The sequence below is a fragment of the Leisingera sp. NJS204 genome (genome assembly GCF_004123675.1).
Classification (GTDB): domain Bacteria; phylum Pseudomonadota; class Alphaproteobacteria; order Rhodobacterales; family Rhodobacteraceae; genus Leisingera.
Window position 1 is genome coordinate 1,828,009 of record NZ_CP035417.1, and the last position, 18,932, is coordinate 1,846,940.

Genomic DNA, 18,932 nt, shown 5'->3' on the forward strand with positions numbered 1-18,932 from the left:
CGGCGGGGCCAAGGCCGGAATTGCGTCGCAACGCTGGGGCAGGAACCGTTCAGGGGCCGGAAGCCGTCTTGCAAATGCGTCCAGTGCAGCTTTTGCGGCCGAAAGCTGCCATAGCACCGGATGCATGGCGCGTGCCCGCTCTGCGGGCGGAATTGCTTTTCCAGAAAAGAAAAAGGGGGCCGCGGCCCCCCTGTCCCGGATGTTCCTTACGGGAACAGCTTTTTCACGTAGTTCGGCAAGGCAAAGGCGGCCTTGTGAACCTCCGGATTATAATACCCGGTGTCGATCCCGGCAGCAGCAAACCGTGCCTCCAGATCCGCAAGGCTTGCATTGCGGGCCTTGCCCGAATGGCTGCCCCAGCCAAAGGCCATTGGACCGCCGGCATAGGTCGGCACTGACGCCAGATAACATGACGCATCGGCGAACAGCGCCTGGAAGGCGCGCAGGGTGCCGGTCAGCTCGTCACCTTGCATGAACGGCACGCCGTTTTGCGTCACGATGATGCCGTCCTCAGTCAGCGACCGCGCTGCGTGGCCATAGAAAGTATCGGTGAACAGCACTTCGCCGGGGCCGATCGGGTCGGTCGAATCGACGATGATCACATCGAACTTTCCGGTGTTCTCTTTCATGAAGAGCGCACCGTCGTTGATCACCAGATTGAGGCGCGGATCGTCGAACGCGCCGTCGCTCAGCATCGGCAGATACTCTTTCGAGAAATCCACCACGCCGCCGTCGATCTCCACCATGGTGACATGCTCGACCGACGTGTGGCGCAGCGCCTCGCGGGCCATGCCGCCGTCGCCACCGCCGATGATCAGCACACGTTTTGCGGCACCATGCGCCAGGATCGGCACATGGGTCAGCATCTCGTGGTAGATGAAGTTGTCGCCTTCGGTGGTCTGCACCACGTCGTCCAGCGTCAGAATCCGGCCGAACTGGCCGTTCTGGAACACTTTCAGGCGCTGATGCTCGGTGTTGCTGTCATAGAGCATCTCGTCCACGCGCAGGGCCTGGGCGTAATGCGCATGCAGGCTTTCCGTCACCCACTCCGGTTTGCTGGCACTGCTCATGCCGCAACCTCTTTGGCGATCAGTTCCTCTCCGCGCAGCAGTTCGCGCACTTCCACCATGTCAGTGTTGAAGGCCTCTTTCAGCACGTCGACGGCTTTCCACGGCTCGGCATCGCCGCACATGAAGACGTCAAAGGCGCCATAGCCGATTTCAGGCCATGTATGCACCGAGATATGGCTTTCCGCCAGCACGGCCACGCCGGAGACGCCCTGCGGCGAAAACTTGTGGGTGTGGATGTGCAGCAGGGTGGCGCCGCAAACGTCCACGCAGTCGCGGAACGCCTTCTGGATGCGGGCTTCGCAGTCCAGGCCGGTGCCTTTCATAACTTCGATGATCAGATGGGTCCCAGCAAACACCTTGCCATCCTTGCGGATGAAATGGTCTTCGCGGTCCGAGTCCACAACGGAGTCGATATTCGCGGCTGTTACACCGCGGGCGGTATCTTCCTCATGGGCGCCTGTCTCCAGACCGATCCCCAGTTGGAAGAGGTTGGCGTCTTTCATGACACTCCCCTTCGTTCCAGTAGATTGCAATCCAGCCGGTTCCTTAGCGCCCCCCCGAATAAGGGTCCGGGGTTGGGATCGGTACCGAAAGTGAGGGGCATTTAGGCCGGGGGGGAGATTCGATCAACCTTTAATTTTTGCATGGCCGGTAACGCGCAAGGACCTGCATCCTGCGGATCACAAGGGCCGGCAAAAAAAAGGGCCGGGGCGAACCCCGGCCGTCAGGTTGTTCTATTGCCCAGGGGATCATGGGCGCCAGAACGGAAGAGTGGCTTCATAATGGGCGTCCTGGCGGCTCAGCCCGATGTCCTTAAGCTGCGCTTCGCTCAGGTGTTTCAAGTGGGTTCTTGTGCGGCGGCGCAGGCTCCACTTGGTCACAAGTACTGCAAAAAGGACGGCCCATTGCGCCAGCACCGGCAGGCCCGGGCGGCTGATCAGATAGGACATGTTCGAATGTGCCATTTGCGTGTGCTGTACCATGGGAGGCTTCCTGTATTGTGTTGATACAATCCTGTTGATTTGTCGTGATGTTTTGATACAAAGGGGTAAGCGTGTTGTCCAAGGATGGATTGTAATGGGTACAATTTGGCCGCAAAGCCTGAGTGAGACAAAAGGTCCCAAGTATAAAAAAGTAGCAGATACAATCCGGTCTGCTGTCGAATTGGGCAATTTGAAAATTGGTACAAAGCTGCCGCCGGTGCGCGATCTTGCGTATCAATTGAGCATTACACCCGGCACCGTAGCCCGCGCCTACAGCATTCTGACCGATGAAGGCGTGCTGGAGGCCGAGGTCGGGCGCGGCACCTTTGTAGCCGAAAAGAAAAAGCCGGTGCCGGATGACGTATGGTCGCGGGAGCTGCATTTGCTGGAGGCGCGCGATCCCGGTCATGTCAGCCTGTTCAGCCCGCGGATTGCGGATATGGGGCAGGTGGCCGCGGTGCGCGAGGCGCTGCACAAGGTGGCGGAAGGCGAGGCGCGCAATTTCCTGAATTATCCGACCCGCGACGCCTATCTGCCGGTGCGCCAGGCGGCGGCGGCCTGGGTGGGACAGTCGCCGGTTGGCATGGTCACAGAAAACGACATTGTCCTGACACATGGCGGCCAGAACGGGCTGATGGTGGTTCTGCAAGCGATCCTCGAGGGGCCGCAGCCGGTGATCATGGTTGAGGATCTGACCTATGCCGGGTTCCGCCGTGCCGCGGAACTGCTGAGGGCGCAGGTGGTCGAGGTTGCCATGGATGAACATGGTATCCGGCCGGATTCAATGGAACTGGCGATCCGCAAGACCGGCGCCACGGTACTGTGCACCAGCCCTGAGGTGCATAATCCGACCGGGCTGCACACCCCGCTGGGGCGCCGCAAGGAGATTGTCCGCATTGCCCGCCGCCACGGGGTGCAGATCGTCGAGGATGATTGCTACCGGTTGGGCGAGTCGCGCGCACCCAGCTACCGGTCGCTGGCGCCGGAGCTTGCCTGGCATGTGTCCTCGATCTCCAAGATCCTGACACCAGCCCTGCGCGTCGGTTTTGCGCTGGCGCCGGAGGGCCGGACCACAGACCTGCGGCGGGTGGCGGAACACGGGTATTTCGGCCTGGCGCAGCCGCTGGCGGACCTGGTGCGGATCCTGCTCACCGATCCGCGGCTGCCTGATCTGGTGGCGGCGGTGCGCGGGGAAATGGCCCGTTATGTCCGGGTCGCGGTCAATGCGCTTGGCGGGTTTGATCTGACCTGGAATCCGGATGTGCCCTTTGTCTGGCTGCGGCTGCCCTCGGGCTGGCGCGCTGCCGCTTTCACCCGCGCCGCAGAATCAAACGGGGTTCAGATCCGCTCGGCAGATGAATTTGCCCTGCGCGATGGCCGCGCGCCGCATGCGGTGCGCATTGCCATCAACGCGCATGTGCCGCTGAAACAGTTTGAGGAGGCGATGCTGCGCCTGCGTGCCTTGCTGGACAACCCGCCCGAGCAGATCAGCGTCTGAATTTGTGGGGTATTATTGTACCTAATTTGTAAGCTGTTGAATATGTTGCATTTATTGTTGTTTGCACCTGTTGACGTGGCTTTGTGATCGCCGTAAACCCCCTCCATCGCATTCAGGCGTTTCCTTTCGGGGAATCTGCCGTCACGACAAACAGGATTGACCTGCCATGAAAACCTTCTCTGCTACTCCGGCAGACATCGAGAAGAAGTGGATCCTGATCGACGCCGAGGGCGTTGTTCTGGGCCGTCTTGCTTCCATCGTCGCCATGCGCCTGCGTGGTAAGCACAAAGCGTCCTTCACTCCGCATATGGATATGGGCGACAACGTGATCATCATCAACGCTGAAAAGGTCCAGATGACCGGCAAGAAGCGCGAAGAGCACTTCTACTGGCACACTGGCCACCCGGGCGGCATCAAATCGCGCACCAAACAGGAAATCCTGGAAGGCAAGCACCCCGAGCGCGTTGTGACCCAAGCGGTCAAGCGCATGCTGCCGGGCAACCGTCTGAGCCGTCAGATCATGACCAATCTGCGTGTCTATGCCGGTGCCGAGCACCCGCATGAAGCACAGGCCCCCGAAGTTCTGGATGTTGCATCCATGAACAAGAAAAACACCCGGAGCTAATGTAGATGTCTGATCAGATCAACACTCTTGAAGAGCTCGCAGCTGCAACCGGTGTGGAAGCAGTGGCCGAAGAAACCATCACACGTGAGCCGGTTCGCGATGAACTGGGCCGCGCCTATGCTACCGGCAAGCGTAAAGACGCGGTTGCCCGTGTCTGGATCAAGCCGGGCTCCGGCAAGGTCGAAGTGAACGGTTTGGAAATCAACAAGTATTTCGCCCGTCCGGTGCTGCAGATGATCCTGCGCCAGCCGTTCCAGGTTGCCGGTGTCGAAGGCGAATTCGACGTCTACGCCACCGTAAAAGGCGGCGGCCTGTCCGGTCAGGCCGGTGCGGTCAAGCACGGCGTCTCCAAAGCGCTGCAGCTGTATAATCCCGCTCTGCGCGGCGCGCTGAAAGCGGCTGGCTTCCTGACCCGCGACAGCCGTGTTGTGGAACGGAAGAAATACGGTAAGGCCAAAGCCCGTAAGAGCTTCCAGTTCTCCAAGCGCTAAGTTTCACGCTTTTACCAATTTTGGAAAGGGCCGCCTGCTGGGCGGCCCTTTTTGCTGCTGGTTCAGGTGATTGACCTGCACCGTTAACATTTTCGCAAAAGTAACGTAACATTGCTGGCACCGCGTTCTGTTGGGGGGCTGCAATGCCGCAAACCATCTATGAGAAATACGGCGGTTTCAGTGCCATCAGCCGGGTCGTGATGACCTTTTACGAGATGGCGCTCGATTCCGATCAGATCGGTGACTACTTCGCCGATGTGGATATGGCGCGGCTGATCGACCATCAGACCAAGTTCATTTCGTCGCTGCTGGGCGGGCCTGCATCCTTCAGCGATGAGCGGCTGGAGGCGGTGCACCGGGCCCTGGCCATCACCCATGATGACTTTGATGAAATGGGCGCGCTGCTGAAAGACGCGCTGGAGCAGCATGGGCTGTCCGAACCGGATGTCAGGGCCACGCTCGCCGCAATTGAAAGCAAGCGCAACGTCATCGTCCACCGGGACGCCGCATGAGCATTGCTGCCATCAACGAGCAGCTGCTGCGCGCCGTTGGTGTAGGGGTTGCCGTTGTCCGCGCTTCTGATCTTGGGTTTGTCTTTCACAATCAACCCTTTGCCGAGTGGTTTGGCACACCCGGGCCGGACGCGGCCCTTACGGATGCCATCGAAGAGTTGCAGCCACAGGATCTTGGGCCATTGTGCGACGAAGGGCTGCGCTACTCGGCGGAGCTGAAGATCAAGCGCAAGCGGCGGACGCTGGTTTTCGCCATCAACATCTCGCAAGCCAGCCATCTGGATGAGGCGCTGTTGGTGGTGGAATGCCAGAACATCACCCGCATCCGCGAGCTGGAAAGCATGATCGACAGCTATTCCGCCATGGTGGAGCGCAATACCCGCGAGCTGGAGCGCGAGAAGGAGCGGGTGGAACGGCTGCTGCTGAACCTGATGCCGCGCTCGGTCTACGAGGAGTTCAAGACCTTCGGCGTGGTGACACCGCAGCTTTACCCGAAGGTGTCAGTGGTAATGCTGGATTTTGTCAATTTCACCGACTTCGCCTCCCGCACCGATCCTACGGTGACTTTGGGAGAGCTGAACGATATCTTCACCGCCTTTGACCGCATCGTAGAACAATACGGCTGTGAGCGGATCAAGACCATTGGCGATGCTTATCTGGCGGTGGCCGGGATGCCGGATCCTACCCCGGATCACGCCACCGCCGTGGCCCATTGCGCCACCAGGTTCCTGCGCTATCTGGACCGGCGCAATCAAAGCCATCAGCATAAATGGCAGGCGCGCATCGGGCTGGGCACCGGCTCGGCCGTCGGCTCGGTGGTTGGCATTCAGAAATATGTCTATGACGTCTTCGGCCCGGCGGTGAACCTGGCCTCGCGCCTGCAAGTCTTCGCCAACCCTATGAAAATCGTCGCGCCGGATGAGATGAAGGAATCCCTGTCCGAGGAATTCCGCGTCACCGACATTGGCCCCGAAGATATCAAAGGCATCGGTGAGGTGCATCTTGTCAACGTCGGTGACGAGTTGCGCGCGCCGCAGCCCAGCAGCCGGTTCTAACCGTCCGGCGCAATCAGCCCCAGTCCGCGCAAGTAGATACCGATACCGCTTTCCAGCAGGTCCTCGGGCGGAAAGGGAGAGGCGGCACCGGGCGAGTTCCGTGCATAAAGCTCCACCACTCCGTGGCTCATCGCCAGCACATGCGCCGAGAACATCGAAGCAGGCGGGCGTTTGTCTTCCGGGATATGCTGGCTGAGGTCCGCGGCGGCGCGTTCCAGGATCGCCCGTGCCCGGGCAGCAGCATCAGCCAGTTCCGGCGTCCGGTTCACTGAAATGCCGCTTTCGAACATGGCGATGTAATGGCCCGGATGTTTGCGGGCAAAGGCGAGATAGGCGCGCCCCGTGGCCTCGAACGCCGCCAGCGCCGAGGGCTGGTATTTGTCATAGGCGTGCTGCATCAGGTCAGCAAACATCGCATAACCCTGCCGCCCGGCTTCGGCGATCAGATCCTCGCGCCCTTTGAAGTGGCGGTAGACGGCGGCAGGGGTCACTCCGGCCTGTTTGGCAGCCTCCGACAGGGTGAACCCGGTCGGGCCCTTGGCCTCGATCAGATGCAGGGCTGCTTCGACCAGTGCCTGGCGCAGGTTGCCGTGATGATAGCCGCGTTTAGGCATCCCAGATATCCGGGCCTCCGCAAATTCCGGTGTCCAATTCGCCAATCGCATCGGCGTTTTTGCTGTCATAGTCAACGGCATGCAGAACGCTGCGCATCGCAGCCAGCCTGGCCCGTCTTTTGTCATCGGATCGAATGATGGTCCAGGGGGCCTCGGCGCTGTGGCTGCGCGAAAAGGTTTCGGAAATGGCGGCGCTGTATTCGTCCCATTTCTCCAGCCCCTTCACGTCAATCGGGCTGAGCTTCCATTGTTTCAGCGGGTCGGACTCGCGCGACAGGATCCGGCGCAGCTGTTCTGCTTGGCCGACGTTCAGCCAGAACTTGAACAGATGCACGCCATCCTCGGCCAGGGCCCGTTCAAACCCCGGAACCTGGCGGAAGAAGCGTTCGCGCTGATCATCGGTGCAAAAGCCAAACACCTTTTCCACCACGCCGCGATTGTACCAGCTGCGGTCAAAGAACACGATTTCGCCGCCCGACGGCAGGTGCTGGACATAACGCTGGAAATACCACTGGCTTTGTTCGGCCTGGGAGGGTTTGGACAGCGCCACGATCCGCGCGCCGCGCGGGTTCAGGTTTTCGCGAAAGCGCTTGATGGTGCCGCCCTTGCCGGCCGCATCCCGGCCTTCGAACACAATGGCAATGCGGGCGCCGCTGGATTTGACCCAGGACTGCAGCTTGACCAGTTCAATCTGCAGCGCCTCCAGCTCCGCCTCGTAGGCCTTGCGCTTCATCCGCTCCCGGTACGGGTAGCTGGGGCTGAGGATCCCGTCTTTATCCGCGCCTTTGATGGCCTTGCGGATCTCCTCCGGCGCGCCGGTCTGGTAATAGCGGCTTATGGCCCCGTCAAATGGCAGCGGCATGTGAAAAACCCTTCTGTCCTCAACCCTTTATATGGGCAAGAACTATGGAATGTGAATCGTTTTAACGCAATTGTGCGCGCGAGGCGGCCCGGCGCACGGCAGCGGCCACTTCTTCTGTGGCCACATGCTGCGGCATATGGCCGATACCGTCCAGCAGCGTCAGACGTGCGCCTTCCACATTCCGGGCCAGACCCTGGGCATGAAGCTCCGGGCTGACCAGATCGTCAGCAGTGCCGTGGAGAACTTCCAAGGGAACCGGGATTTCACCATAGCGCGGCGACAGTTCGGTCACTTCCTGCAGCAGGTTTGCCCGTTGCCGGGCATTTGCGCGCAGGGACGAGCGCCGCAGCGACAGGCCAGGGCCGAAATGTGCTGCATACCCTTGCGGCACGGCTTGCGGGGCAAAGACGTCCTGCAGGGAGCGGGACACAGCAAAATCCGGCACAAAGGCGGTCAGCAAGGGCACCGCCAGCATACTGCCAACACGCGAGGAGGTGACCCGGTAAAGAGGGTCCAGCGGCGTGGTCCAAGGATAGGCGACGCCGGACACTGTCACCAGCGCCGAGATGCTGTCCGGGTGGTCCACCGCCCAGGCCAGCGCAACCGCGCCGCCATAGCTTTGGCCCAGCACAATCGGCCTGTCCGCCCCCATTTGCGCCGCGGCCTGGCGCAACAGGCCGGCCTGCTGGCGGATGGTGGCCCCGGTGCCATTGATGCGGTCCGAATACCCCAGTCCGGGGCGGTCGAATATCAGGATACGGAAGTCCTCTGCCAATGCCGGTGCCAGCCGGAAGGTCATATCGCGCGTACTGCCGCTGGAGCCGTGGATCAGCACCAGATCCGGCGCGCTGCCTTTGGGCCGGCCCATCTCAACCACATGCACCCGGTGGCTGCCCGCCACCAGGGTTTGCCCCAATGGCGGGTAGCTTGCGACAGCCGCTGCCTCGCGGCGGCCCGCCTGCCAGTTGGTCAGCGCAGCAGCAGCCGCCAGTGCAAGGCCTGCATAAATCAGCACCTTAGCGGCCGATCTGATCCATTTCATAAGGCGTAGTCTGGTAGATCTCATTGATCCAATTGCCATAAAGAAGATGCGCGTGGCTGCGCCAGCGGTTTTGCGGCGGCTGGCTGGGATCATCGTCCGGATAGTAGTTGCCCGGCACGTTGATCGGCGTGCCATTGGCCACGTCTCGGTCGTATTCCTGCTTCAGCGTATCATTGTCATACTCAAAATGGTTAAAGATATAGAGCGCGTTGTGCGCCCTGTCCTCAACCAGGCAGGGGCCGACCTCGTCACTGCCCAGCAGCGTCTTTAACCCTGGTGCCGCACTGATTTCGGCCTGCTTCATCTCGGTCCAGCGGCTGACCGGAATCACAAAATCATCCGAAAACCCGCGCAAATAGGGCGAAGCAGGCGCCAGGTTCCGATGCCGGAAGCAGCCGAACGCCTTGTGATCCAGCATGTGTTTCTTCACGCCATGGAAATGGTTGATCATCGCCATGCCGCCCCAGCAGACGCCAAAGGTGGAATGCACGTTGGTCTGTGTCCAATCCATGACCTCGCGCAGTTCGTCCCAATAGGTCACCTCGGGGAAGTCGAGGTGTTCAATCGGGGCGCCGGTGATGATCAGCCCGTCGAACTTTTGGTGCTTCACTTCCTGGAAGGAGTGATAGAATTCGGCCATATGCGCGGCCGCGGTGTTCCTGGTCTGATGCTCGGTCATCCGGATCAGGCTCAGATCGATCTGCAGCGGGGTCGCACCGATCAACCGGGCAAACTGGTTCTCGGTCTGGATTTTCTTGGGCATCAGGTTCAGCAGGCCGATGCGGATGGGGCGGATGTCCTGACGCGCCGCCTGGTCCGGCGACATAACCATCACGCCTTCGTTCGTCAGAACGTCATAGGCGGGGAGGTCTGCGGGCATCTTGATGGGCATGTCAGTGTCCTGATTTGCGGAAGGTTGTGCGATATAGCGGAATTCGACAGATAGGCGGCTTAGTCGCGGGCCTCAAGAGCGGAGGCGATCAAATCCTCGAAACCGGCTTCATCCTTGACGGCTGAGATCTGGTCGGCGGTGACAGTGACACCCCAATTGTCCGCCATCGCCTGATAGCGCGGCTGGCGGTGCGCCAGCGCCTGGGCATAGGTCCAGCGGATAAAAGCATCAGGGTCCACATCCCCTTCAGCTACGCCATGTTGCTGAAGATACTCTTGCCAGGCCCGGTCCAGGAACTCCGGCTGGTAAGACATCGGTTTGGGCGCGCGGTCAAAGCGGCGCACCAGTTCGGCAGTGTGGGCGTCACTGCCCTTGATCCAGACCATCAGCGTGTGTTTGCCAAGCTCGGTCAGGACCTGGTCGTTCGGGTCATTGGCATCGACCCATTCGCAGATCGACCCGCCGGTATCGCAGATGAAATTCGGATAGCCGTAAAGCTGCCCGGCACGGCCTGCGAAGTATTCCGTATCCAGCAGCGCCCGGATTTCGGCGACTCGGAACTGTTCCTGGCGGCGCTTGTATTCGCCAATCGGCAGCCCGCCTTTGGCCTTATCGCCTGGTTTGCCCAGATAGGAGGCAACCGGGGTCAGATTCTCAAACGTGATATTGGAGCCGATGAAGATGGAATCCGACAGCAGAAGGTCCCGCAGGAACGGCACTTTCATCGCCTCTGCCTTGGCGTTGTCGGCGATGTATTCGCCCATATAGCGGGTGCCGATCCGGTAATCGACCGAGTAGTGGAACCAGCTGCCGGCGCCGCGCAGGATGTTGCTGACATAGGTTTTGCCAAGCCCGGACATGCCAAAGAACAGCACCCGTTTGTTGGGCGCATCGCGCCAGTCCTGTGCAGAAGTGTAAAGCATGAGATCCCAAGTCCCTGAAGGTTTCACGCCTTGCTAATCGCCTGCGCGGGCTTGGTCAATTCCGTGCGCGGTTGCGCCGCAAGACAGGTTTGCCGTTCAGGATTACCAGGCCTGCAGCCAGAAGGGCAAACCCTGCATAGGCCTGCGGCTTCAATTCTTCCTCCAGGACCAGCGCGCCCAATACAATGGCCACCGGCGGGATGACCAGCGTGACCAGCATCAGGTTGCCGCTGCCCGCCAGTTCCAGCACCCGGTAGTAAAGCAGATAGGCCCCTGCCGTGGCGAACAGAGCAAAATAGGCGATAGAGGCCCAAGTGCGCGCCGCCAGTTCCAGGACAGGCGGGCCGTCGATCAACAGCGCCGCCGGGGCCAGGAACAGGGTAGAACCGGTCAGCATTCCGGCAGCCGCGACAAGCGGCGGCAGGCCGGTCAAATTGAAACGCGCCCAGGCACTGGCAAATGCATATGAGACAGTGCCCGCCAGCACTGCCAGCTGCGCTGTGCTGCGCAGGTCGAACCGGGCAAATTGCTCCAGACCGATGGCGGTTGCAACACCAAGGAACCCAAGGCCCACTCCCAGCGCTTTGCGAACCGTCAGCCGCTCATCAGGAAAGAGCAGCGCCGCCACGATCACCCCGAATATTGCCGTCGCCGCATTCAGGATGGAGGTGAGGCCGGTTTCGATGTGAAGTTGCCCCCAGGCCATCAGCCCGAAGGGGATCACGTTGTTCAACAGTCCCATCACCAGAAAGGCGCCCCAGATGCGCGGTTCTTTGGGGACCGGCAGGCGCATCAGCAAGACCAGTATCCACAGAAACAGCGCCGCCCAGCCGCAGCGGTGCAGTACCAAGGTAACAACGGGGATTTCGTCCAGGGCGATGCGGATCGACAGAAACGATCCGCCCCAGATCACGCCGAGCAGAATCAGCTCGGCCCAGGCGCGGGGGGATATTGTTTTTTGCGGGCTCATGCGGATCAGTTAGCGCGCAGGGGGGGATGCGAGCGACCCGGATCTTGCGGCAAAAGAAAACCCCGCCCGGAGTATGCGGGCGGGGTCAGGTTGTCCGTCTTGCGGCGCTTTAGAAGTTGTAGCCGATTTTCATGCCAAAGCTGACCGCGTCGTTATCCTGAAAGTTGGTAACCGGGTTGCCGCCGGGGGAGGCGACCGAGTCGCCCAGCTGGGTGTAGCGGATGCCGGCCGAGATCGTCATCTTGTCCTGCTTGTACTGCACGCCAAGCCGGATCGCTTCATAACCATGGGTCGGTGCCAGCGGCGACACCAGGTCATCCCCGTCCACATCCGCATAGATCAGCGCCAAAGACCCCGACCAGTTTTCGTTGAACTTGCGGCCAATCCCCAATGTGTAGGTAAAGGAGTCGTCCAGATCGATCAGGTCACGGCCCAATTGCCCGGGAACCAGATCGGTCACGCTGTGCTCTGCCCAGCGGATACCGCCGAACAGCAGCGTGTCTGCGGCGATACCGGTCTGGAAGTCCAGGTTGACCGATTGCGGCGTCTTGGTCTTGGTTGAGGTTGTTGTGTTCGCAGCCGGGAAACCGGCAAAAGTTTCGGTCAGGTCGAAATCATGTTCGATTTCAGAGCTGTATGTCAGCGCCGCGCGCAGGGCGATCTCTGGGATCTCATAGGCCACGCCGGCTACCCAGCCAAATGCGCCGTCTTTGTCTACCTTCACATTGTAGGTGCCGCCGGGAATGACGCTGTAGGCAAGACCGTTCAGATTGATTTCGCCGTCGATCTCCTGGTACCGGATACCGCCATGGGCGCTGAAACGCTCGTTGAACTTGTAGCGCAAAAGGGCAGTCACGGCATTTGCATCCGCCTGCGCCTTGGTGCCGCCGAGAAGTGCAGAACCACTCGCCGGGTAGAGCACATCCACACCCCAAGGCTGGTCGAAGATCACGGCAAAGGACAGTTGATCGTTGATGTCCCGCTTGTAGCCTGCGCCGAACATGTTGAAGCGGTCGCCGACATCTCCGGAAGCGGAGCCAAGCGGGTTCAGCGCCGTGCGGTCATTGCCCGACAGATCCACGGATGTCGTCGCGAATGAGAATTCTGCGTAGGTGCCTTCTTCAAAGATGATGCCGATCGGCTGGCCGGTGCGGTCAAGACCGCTTGCCATGGCAGAACCCGATGCCAGCGCCAATGCCGCCGATGTTGCAAGATAGCGTTTCATTTTTCCTCCCTGAATTGCGGCCTGTAAGGGCCGCTTTACGCGAACGTAATCGGGCCGAATTCCGCAAATCAACATTAACCGCACGGCAACTTGCCGGATTCGATCAATTCTCAAGGGTTTCAGGGGGCCGCTTCGCAATTATATTAAGGTAATTTGCAATGCAGATGATTGCGGCGCCGCTCAGTACCCAGACATCCAAGGCTTCACCATAGATCACCATACCCAGAATGGCGATAGCGGGCAGGCGGGCGAAATCCACCGGCACCACCACGCTGGCAGGCGCCAGCGACAGCGCGGTTGTCAGGCAGAAATGCGCGGTCAGACCGGCAATGCCGATCAGCACCAGCCAGGGCAGGGTGGTGGCGTCCGGCAAGGCCATGCCGCCGTCCCAGCCCGCTGCCAGCAGACCCATCACCAGCTGCATGGCGGTGAGCCAGAACAGAATTGAGGCCGTTGTTTCGTGCCGGGTCAGCCGCTTGGTCAGGATCGCAGTAAGCGCAAAGAAGATGGCGCAGCTGGCGGCGGCAAGGATGCCAAGGTTCAGCGTTTCCGGACTGGGGCGGGCGACAATCAGAATGCCGGCAAACCCAATGCCTGCGGCAAACATCCGGCGCCGGCTGAGGGCTTCGCCCAGCAACAATGGCGACAAAATAATCACCCACAGGGGCGAGGTGAACTCCAGGGCAAAGACCTGTGCCAGCGGCACTAGCGTCACCGCCAGAAACCAAAGGTTCTGACCGGTGAAATGGAAGAGGTTGCGCACAGCATGGACACCCAGCCGTGTGCTGCTGACCTGATGCCATTTGCCCGATACGGTCAGCAAGCTTACGACAATGATGACCCCGACCAGGCTGCGATAAGCCATGATTTCAAAGGTATCCAGCGTTAAACCGGCTTCGCGCCCGGCAATCGCCATGGCGGAGAACGAGACAATGGCCCCGATCATCCAAAGTGCAGCCAATCCCGCGCGTGCTTCGCTTTGTGACATGCTTGCCCCGTTGCCTAACCCGCGTGAACAGAGGGGGAAAACCCCCTGAGGTCAAGTACAACAAGCTGCGGATGCGGCTGATCTGGCACAGGCTTGGACAGTGTCCGGTTTGGCCGGAGTACGCCAGACGTTTGGCTTTACGCCGCTTTGCGGCGCATGGTTGGCGAATCCAGGGAGCGGCCTGAATTGATATAAGATGTCGCCAAAGCTACAGGGTCAAAATCCACCCGTTTCAAAAGGGTGCGGATTTCACCGGTCAATGCCTCAGTCACTTCCGATTGAGATCTGGTGGCATTCTTTTTCTCCGGCAGTACCGGCTGGCCGGAGTGGTTCAATGCCGCTAGTAAGCGGGCGGCACCTTCCGGTTTGGTGGCCTCTTCCAATGTGGTTTCAACAAAGTTGATCTGCTGCCCGAACTTCAGCAGGTAATAGGCATAGCGTGCCTCCATCTCCAGCGCATACCAGAGCGCCCAGCCGATCTGCCCCAGCTGCCGGAAAGCGGACGGCGTCACAATGGTATTGGCGTAGCTCATGTCCAGATACCACTGCCAGGAGATGGTTATGTTCTGGAAATCATTGCGGCCGACATAGCTGGCGCATTGCTTGGCCAGGTCGCGGCGCAGGATGATAACCGTGGTCCGGTTGCAGATGCTACTGTCTGCCAGTGCCTCGATCAGCCCGCATTTACCCAGGGTATGATTGGATTCCGCATAAGGCGCTTGCAGGGAGGCAAGTTTTTTTTGCCAGAAATCCCACATCATCCCGTCCATGCCTAGGGTGTTGAAGCTGCGCATATGGCGGATTTCGGGCATCGCTTTTCCGAAATCCTCTACCCCCAAAGGCTCATGAACTGAATTGATCTGCAGGTTGTCCTTCAGGAACTGAGCCAGCCAGGCCGTGCCGGTTCGTCCGGCGGACAGGGTGAAGATGAAGTCGCGCTTGCCGGTCTGTTCGGTCCCTGGCAACGAGACTGCAGCAGCTGGAGCATCAGCTGGGCGCTGATAGCCGAACTTGCGGATCTCAGCGGCACATTGTTCCTCAATAACATCCGCGGCCATTGGGAATTTGCGGAACATGGCTGCCGGTTCGGTACCGGACTTCGGGCGAATTGCGCCCTTGGCGCGCAGGTTGGAAAACCGCTCCCACAGCCCGTCTATGCCAAGTGCTGCGATGTCTTTTTCCAAGTGCTCATAGCGCAGATAGACATCCAGCGCGCCGGGGCCGTCCAGCGGTGCAATGCGCGGATTATCAGCCAAAGTGCTTCGGCAAAGACTTACGAACTTTCCAAAGTCAGCTCCGGTCCTTTCACCGCCTTCCCAGAAATACCTGGAAATCGCGGCGTCAAAAGGGTCGCGCCAGATCGTGACTTTGGTGTAGCTGTTCCAAATCTCTTGCGGGATCCGTGCTTTGACCTGAGGCGCGGACATGTGATTATAGAAGGTTTCCAGACTCTGTGACCCGTCCGGCCATGTTTGGCTCTCAAAATTCTGTGCGCCGCAATAGCCCAGGCCGGCACGGGTATCTTCGTCTTCAGAAGAAACCGGTGTGATGACACTGTTGTCGTCACAGAAACTGGACAGGGCGATCTCAAACGACGTGCCGCCGGTCTTCTTGGTCTTAATAAAGATCAGCTTCAACGGGTGGCAAATGATCATTGGATTCTCCAAACCGGCTGTGTTTGGGGAAATATTTCAAAAATGCCTGACAGATTGGTTAACCAGATCAGGCAATTTTGCGGCAAAGGCGTCGGCCGCGGCCAAATAAAAACCCCGGCCGCAGGGGCCGGGGCTGAAGGTCTTTCAGATCATTCCCACTCGATGGTGCCGGGAGGCTTCGAGGTAATGTCATAGGTACAGCGGTTGATGCCCTTGACCTCATTGATGATCCTAGTGGCGGTTTCCCCCAGGAATTCATGGCTGAACGGATAATAATCGGCTGTCATGCCATCGACCGAGGTCACCGCGCGCAGGGCGCAGGCAAAATCATAGGTGCGGCCGTCGCCCATCACGCCAACGGTGCGGACCGGCAGGATGGCCACGAAGGCCTGCCAGATATCGTCATAAAGACCGTGCTTGCGGATCTGGTCGATATAGACCGCATCGGCCTCGCGCAGGATCTCCAGCTTTTCGCGGGTGATCTCGCCCGGGCAGCGGATTGCCAGACCCGGTCCAGGGAAGGGGTGGCGGCCGATGAAGCTTGCGGGCAGGCCCAGCTCGCGGCCCAATGCGCGGACCTCGTCCTTGAACAGCTCGCGCAGGGGTTCGACCAGTTTCAGCCCCATCTTCTCCGGCAGGCCGCCCACGTTGTGGTGCGACTTGATGGTGACCGACGGGCCGCCCGAGAAGGACACCGATTCAATCACATCCGGGTACAGGGTGCCCTGTGCCAAGAACTCGGCGCCCTCAATCGTGTTGGCGTGTTTCTGGAACACGTCAATGAACAGCTTGCCAATGATTTTGCGTTTGGTTTCCGGGTCGCTTTGGCCGTCCAGCTCGCCCAGGAACAGCTCCTGCTCATCCGCGTGGATCAGCTGGATGTTGTAATTGTCGCGGAACATCGCGACAACTTCTTCCGCCTCGTTCTTGCGCAACAGGCCGTGGTCGACAAACACACAGGTCAGCTGATCGCCGATCGCCTCGTGGATCAGAATCGCAGCCACCGAGCTGTCGACGCCGCCGGACAGACCGCAGATCACCTGCTTGTCGCCAACCTGCTCGCGGATCTTTTCGATCATCTGCTCGCGGTAGGCGCCCATGGTCCAGTCGCCAGAGAAACCCGCCAGTTTGACAAAGTTCTCATACAGCTTGGCACCGTTCGGGGTGTGATGCACTTCCGGGTGGAACTGCACCGCATAGAAATTGCGGCTGACATCGGCGGCGATGGCAAAGGGCGCGTTGGGGGAGGTGCCGTAGACCTCAAACCCCGGGGCGATCTTGCTCACGTGGTCGCCGTGCGACATCCAGACCTGCTCGCGGTCGCTGTCGTCTGTGAACCAGCCTTCCAGCAGCGGCGGTGTCTCCACCGTGGGGGAGACAAAGGCGCGGCCGAATTCGGCGGTGCCGTGGCCGCTCTCAACCGTGCCGCCCAGTTGGTGCATCATCACCTGCTGGCCATAGCAGATGCCCAGGATCGGCACGCCATAGTCGAAAATCTCCTGCGGCGCACGCGGCGACCCTTCGCGGGTCACGCTGTCCGGCCCGCCCGAGAAGATCACAGCTTTGGGCGCCAGCTCGCGCACAAACTCCATGGTGACATTCTGATAGGGGTGGATTTCGCAATAGACGTTCAGCTCGCGCAGGCGGCGTGCAATCAGCTGCGTGACTTGGCTGCCAAAGTCGATGATGAGAAGGCGGTCATGGGATGTCTCTGTCATGCACGCGCCATAGGCCAGGAATGCCTTTTCCGCAAGAGGGTTTGCGCCTGCGCCGGCCCGCAGCCGCGATTTTCACGGCAGACCGGTCCTGAAGCTGGCCAGGGTATGCGAAAGTTCACAGTCACGGTGCAAATGGTGCAAAATGCCCCGCCAATGTCGCTTTTCAACTTGAATGGCCGTAATCCTGCGGCGGCGTGGTGTGAGGTGGCTATAATACCCATCGCAATGAAATGCCTGTGGTGAGGATAAACCATGACAGAAGCAGCACCGCGCCGTCGCGCACGGGGTGGCGGCGGCGCCGCCCGCCGCGCCGAACGCACCAGCGTCAAGATCGAGACCGCGAAGTACATCGAGCGCAACATTCCGAACTTCGAGGTTCTGAACGAGGAAGCGCTGGAGATCATCGAATACAACGCGGATACCATCCTGGAAGAGGTCGGCGTCAACTTCGTTGACAACCCGGCGGCGCTGGAGCGCTGGCGCGAAGCCGGTGCAGACGTCAACGGCGAGCGCGTGCGCATCCCCCGCGGACTGGCCCGCAAGCTGTGCGAAACAGCTCCGTCCGAGTTCACCCAGCACGCCCGCAACCCGGAGAAATCCGTGGTTATCGGCGGCCGCAACATGGTGCTGGCGCCGGTCTACGGCCCGCCGTTTGTGCGCGACGCTCAAGGCGGACGCCGCTACGCGACCATGGATGACTTCAACAAATTCGTGAAGCTCGCCTATATGTCCAAATGGCTGCATCACTCGGGCGGCACCGTCTGCGAGCCTACCGATATCCCGGTGAACAAGCGCCACCTGGACATGCTGATGGCGCATATGACCCTCAGCGATAAACCGTTCATGGGGTCGGTTACCGAACCCAGCCGCGCGCAGGACTCGGTCGACATGGCCGGCATCCTGTTCGGCAAGGAGTTCGTGCAGAACAACACCGTGATGACCTCGCTCACCAACATCAACTCGCCGATGACTTTCGACGATGTGATGATGGGCTCGCTGGAAGTCTACGCAAAGAACAATCAGGCCTGCATCATCTCGCCCTTCATCGTTGGCGGCGCCATGGCGCCGGTGTCGGTTGCGGGCACCCTCACGCAGGTTCTGGCCGAGGTTCTGGCCGGTGTCGCCTACAGCCAGCTGTGCCGCGCAGGCGCGCCGGTGATCTTTGGCGCCATGGTGACCTCGATCGACATGAACTCGGGCGCGCCGACCTTTGGCACCCCGGAAGCGTCGCACATCACCTATGGCGCCGGCCAGCTGGCCCGCCGCATGAACCTGCCGTACCGTTCGGCCGGCTCTTTCTGCGGCTCCAAACTGCCCGACGCGCAGGCGGCCTATGAGACCGCGAACTCGCTCAACATGGGTCTTCTGTCGGGCGTGAACTTCCAGCTGCACTCCTGCGGCTGGCTCGAAGGCGGCCTGGTTGCCGACTTTGAGAAGTTCGTGATGGACGCCGACCAGCTGGGTGTGCTGCACGGCCTGGCCAAAGGCGTGTCGGTGGACGAAAACGCCCAGGCGATGGACGCCATCCGCGAAGTCGGACCCGGCGGCCACTATCTGGGCTGCGCCCACACCCAGGAGAACTTCAAATCGGCCTTCTGGAAGTCCGAACTGCTCGACTACAAACCCTTTGAGCAGTGGGAAGAGGAAGGCGCGCGCGACACCTATTCGCTGGCGACCAACCGCGTCGAGAAACTGCTGGCCACTTACGAGCAGCCGGCGCTGGACCCGGCCATCAAAATGGCTCTGGACGAGTATGTGACTGAAAAGAAAGCTTCGATGCCCGACGCGTTCATGTAATCGCGCAGGTAC

Annotated in this window: 19 protein-coding genes; 6 read left to right on the forward strand and 13 right to left on the reverse strand. The window is 60.2% G+C overall.

Going from position 1 to position 18,932, the window contains the following annotated elements:
• Positions 1-206: 206 nt before the first annotated feature.
• The 3 genes from speE to ETW24_RS09015 all read right to left on the reverse strand — a co-directional run bounded on the left by speE (position 207) and on the right by ETW24_RS09015 (position 2,053).
• The gene (gene speE, locus ETW24_RS09005) at positions 207-1,070 is read right to left on the reverse strand and encodes a polyamine aminopropyltransferase (RefSeq protein ID WP_129370738.1); all 864 of its coding nucleotides are present in this window, start codon (positions 1,068-1,070) and stop codon (positions 207-209) included.
• Positions 1,067-1,573 (reverse strand): adenosylmethionine decarboxylase, encoded by a 507-nt coding sequence (gene speD / locus ETW24_RS09010; protein ID WP_129370740.1) that lies wholly within the window; start codon positions 1,571-1,573, stop codon positions 1,067-1,069. Before speD ends, speE begins: the two co-directional genes overlap by 4 nt.
• A 246-nt stretch (positions 1,574-1,819) precedes the next feature.
• On the reverse strand, positions 1,820-2,053 hold the full coding sequence (locus ETW24_RS09015) for a DUF1127 domain-containing protein (RefSeq protein ID WP_129370742.1): 234 nt from the start codon (positions 2,051-2,053) through the stop codon (positions 1,820-1,822).
• Positions 2,054-2,147: 94 nt separating this feature from the next.
• Between ETW24_RS09015 and ETW24_RS09020 the strand changes: the two genes are divergently transcribed.
• From ETW24_RS09020 to ETW24_RS09040, 5 genes are all read left to right on the forward strand, one after another.
• Complete coding sequence (locus tag ETW24_RS09020) at positions 2,148-3,551, forward strand: aminotransferase-like domain-containing protein (protein ID WP_129370744.1); 1,404 nt, start codon at positions 2,148-2,150, stop codon at positions 3,549-3,551.
• Positions 3,552-3,717: 166 nt separating this feature from the next.
• Positions 3,718-4,176: a 50S ribosomal protein L13 gene (rplM, locus tag ETW24_RS09025; protein ID WP_129370746.1), complete on the forward strand. Its 459-nt coding sequence runs from the start codon at positions 3,718-3,720 to the stop codon at positions 4,174-4,176.
• Positions 4,177-4,181: 5 nt separating this feature from the next.
• Complete coding sequence (rpsI, locus tag ETW24_RS09030) at positions 4,182-4,667, forward strand: 30S ribosomal protein S9 (RefSeq protein WP_129370747.1); 486 nt, start codon at positions 4,182-4,184, stop codon at positions 4,665-4,667.
• 143 nt (positions 4,668-4,810) lie between these two features.
• Positions 4,811-5,179, forward strand: a complete 369-nt coding sequence (locus ETW24_RS09035) for a group I truncated hemoglobin (protein WP_129370749.1) — start codon at positions 4,811-4,813, stop codon at positions 5,177-5,179.
• Positions 5,176-6,234, forward strand: a complete 1,059-nt coding sequence (locus ETW24_RS09040) for an adenylate/guanylate cyclase domain-containing protein (RefSeq protein ID WP_129370751.1) — start codon at positions 5,176-5,178, stop codon at positions 6,232-6,234. The genes ETW24_RS09035 and ETW24_RS09040 overlap by 4 nt, the downstream gene beginning before the upstream one ends.
• On the opposite strand, the gene ETW24_RS09045 is transcribed toward ETW24_RS09040, so the two are convergent.
• The 10 genes from ETW24_RS09045 to guaA form a co-directional block, all read right to left on the reverse strand.
• Complete coding sequence (locus ETW24_RS09045) at positions 6,231-6,848, reverse strand: TetR/AcrR family transcriptional regulator (protein ID WP_027258814.1); 618 nt, start codon at positions 6,846-6,848, stop codon at positions 6,231-6,233. The two genes, ETW24_RS09040 and ETW24_RS09045, sit on opposite strands and share 4 nt — an antisense overlap.
• Complete coding sequence (gene ppk2, locus ETW24_RS09050) at positions 6,841-7,710, reverse strand: polyphosphate kinase 2 (RefSeq protein WP_129370752.1); 870 nt, start codon at positions 7,708-7,710, stop codon at positions 6,841-6,843. The genes ETW24_RS09045 and ppk2 overlap by 8 nt, the downstream gene beginning before the upstream one ends.
• A gap of 61 nt (positions 7,711-7,771) precedes the next feature.
• A complete protein-coding gene (locus ETW24_RS09055; protein ID WP_164982723.1) occupies positions 7,772-8,752 on the reverse strand; it encodes an alpha/beta fold hydrolase in 981 nt (326 codons plus the stop codon).
• Positions 8,727-9,644, reverse strand: a complete 918-nt coding sequence (metA, locus tag ETW24_RS09060; RefSeq protein WP_129370754.1) for a homoserine O-acetyltransferase MetA — start codon at positions 9,642-9,644, stop codon at positions 8,727-8,729. Before metA ends, ETW24_RS09055 begins: the two co-directional genes overlap by 26 nt.
• Positions 9,645-9,703: 59 nt before the next feature.
• Positions 9,704-10,567, reverse strand: a complete 864-nt coding sequence (locus tag ETW24_RS09065) for an ATPase (protein WP_129370756.1) — start codon at positions 10,565-10,567, stop codon at positions 9,704-9,706.
• 55 nt (positions 10,568-10,622) lie between these two features.
• Entirely contained in the window at positions 10,623-11,537 is a 915-nt protein-coding gene (locus ETW24_RS09070; protein WP_129370757.1) for a DMT family transporter, read from the reverse strand.
• 109 nt (positions 11,538-11,646) lie between these two features.
• A complete protein-coding gene (locus ETW24_RS09075; protein WP_129370759.1) occupies positions 11,647-12,762 on the reverse strand; it encodes an outer membrane protein transport protein in 1,116 nt (371 codons plus the stop codon).
• Between the two features lie 103 nt (positions 12,763-12,865).
• Positions 12,866-13,750, reverse strand: coding sequence for a DMT family transporter (locus ETW24_RS09080; RefSeq protein WP_129370760.1), 885 nt, complete (start codon positions 13,748-13,750; stop codon positions 12,866-12,868).
• Between the two features lie 137 nt (positions 13,751-13,887).
• Positions 13,888-15,405, reverse strand: a complete 1,518-nt coding sequence (locus tag ETW24_RS24485) for a hypothetical protein (RefSeq protein ID WP_205877391.1) — start codon at positions 15,403-15,405, stop codon at positions 13,888-13,890.
• 149 nt (positions 15,406-15,554) lie between these two features.
• Positions 15,555-17,123, reverse strand: a complete 1,569-nt coding sequence (gene guaA / locus ETW24_RS09090; RefSeq protein WP_129370762.1) for a glutamine-hydrolyzing GMP synthase — start codon at positions 17,121-17,123, stop codon at positions 15,555-15,557.
• 252 nt (positions 17,124-17,375) lie between these two features.
• On the opposite strand from guaA, the gene ETW24_RS09095 reads away from it, so the two are divergent.
• Positions 17,376-18,920 (forward strand): trimethylamine methyltransferase family protein, encoded by a 1,545-nt coding sequence (locus tag ETW24_RS09095; RefSeq protein WP_129370763.1) that lies wholly within the window; start codon positions 17,376-17,378, stop codon positions 18,918-18,920.
• The last annotated feature ends 12 nt before the right edge of the window (positions 18,921-18,932 follow it).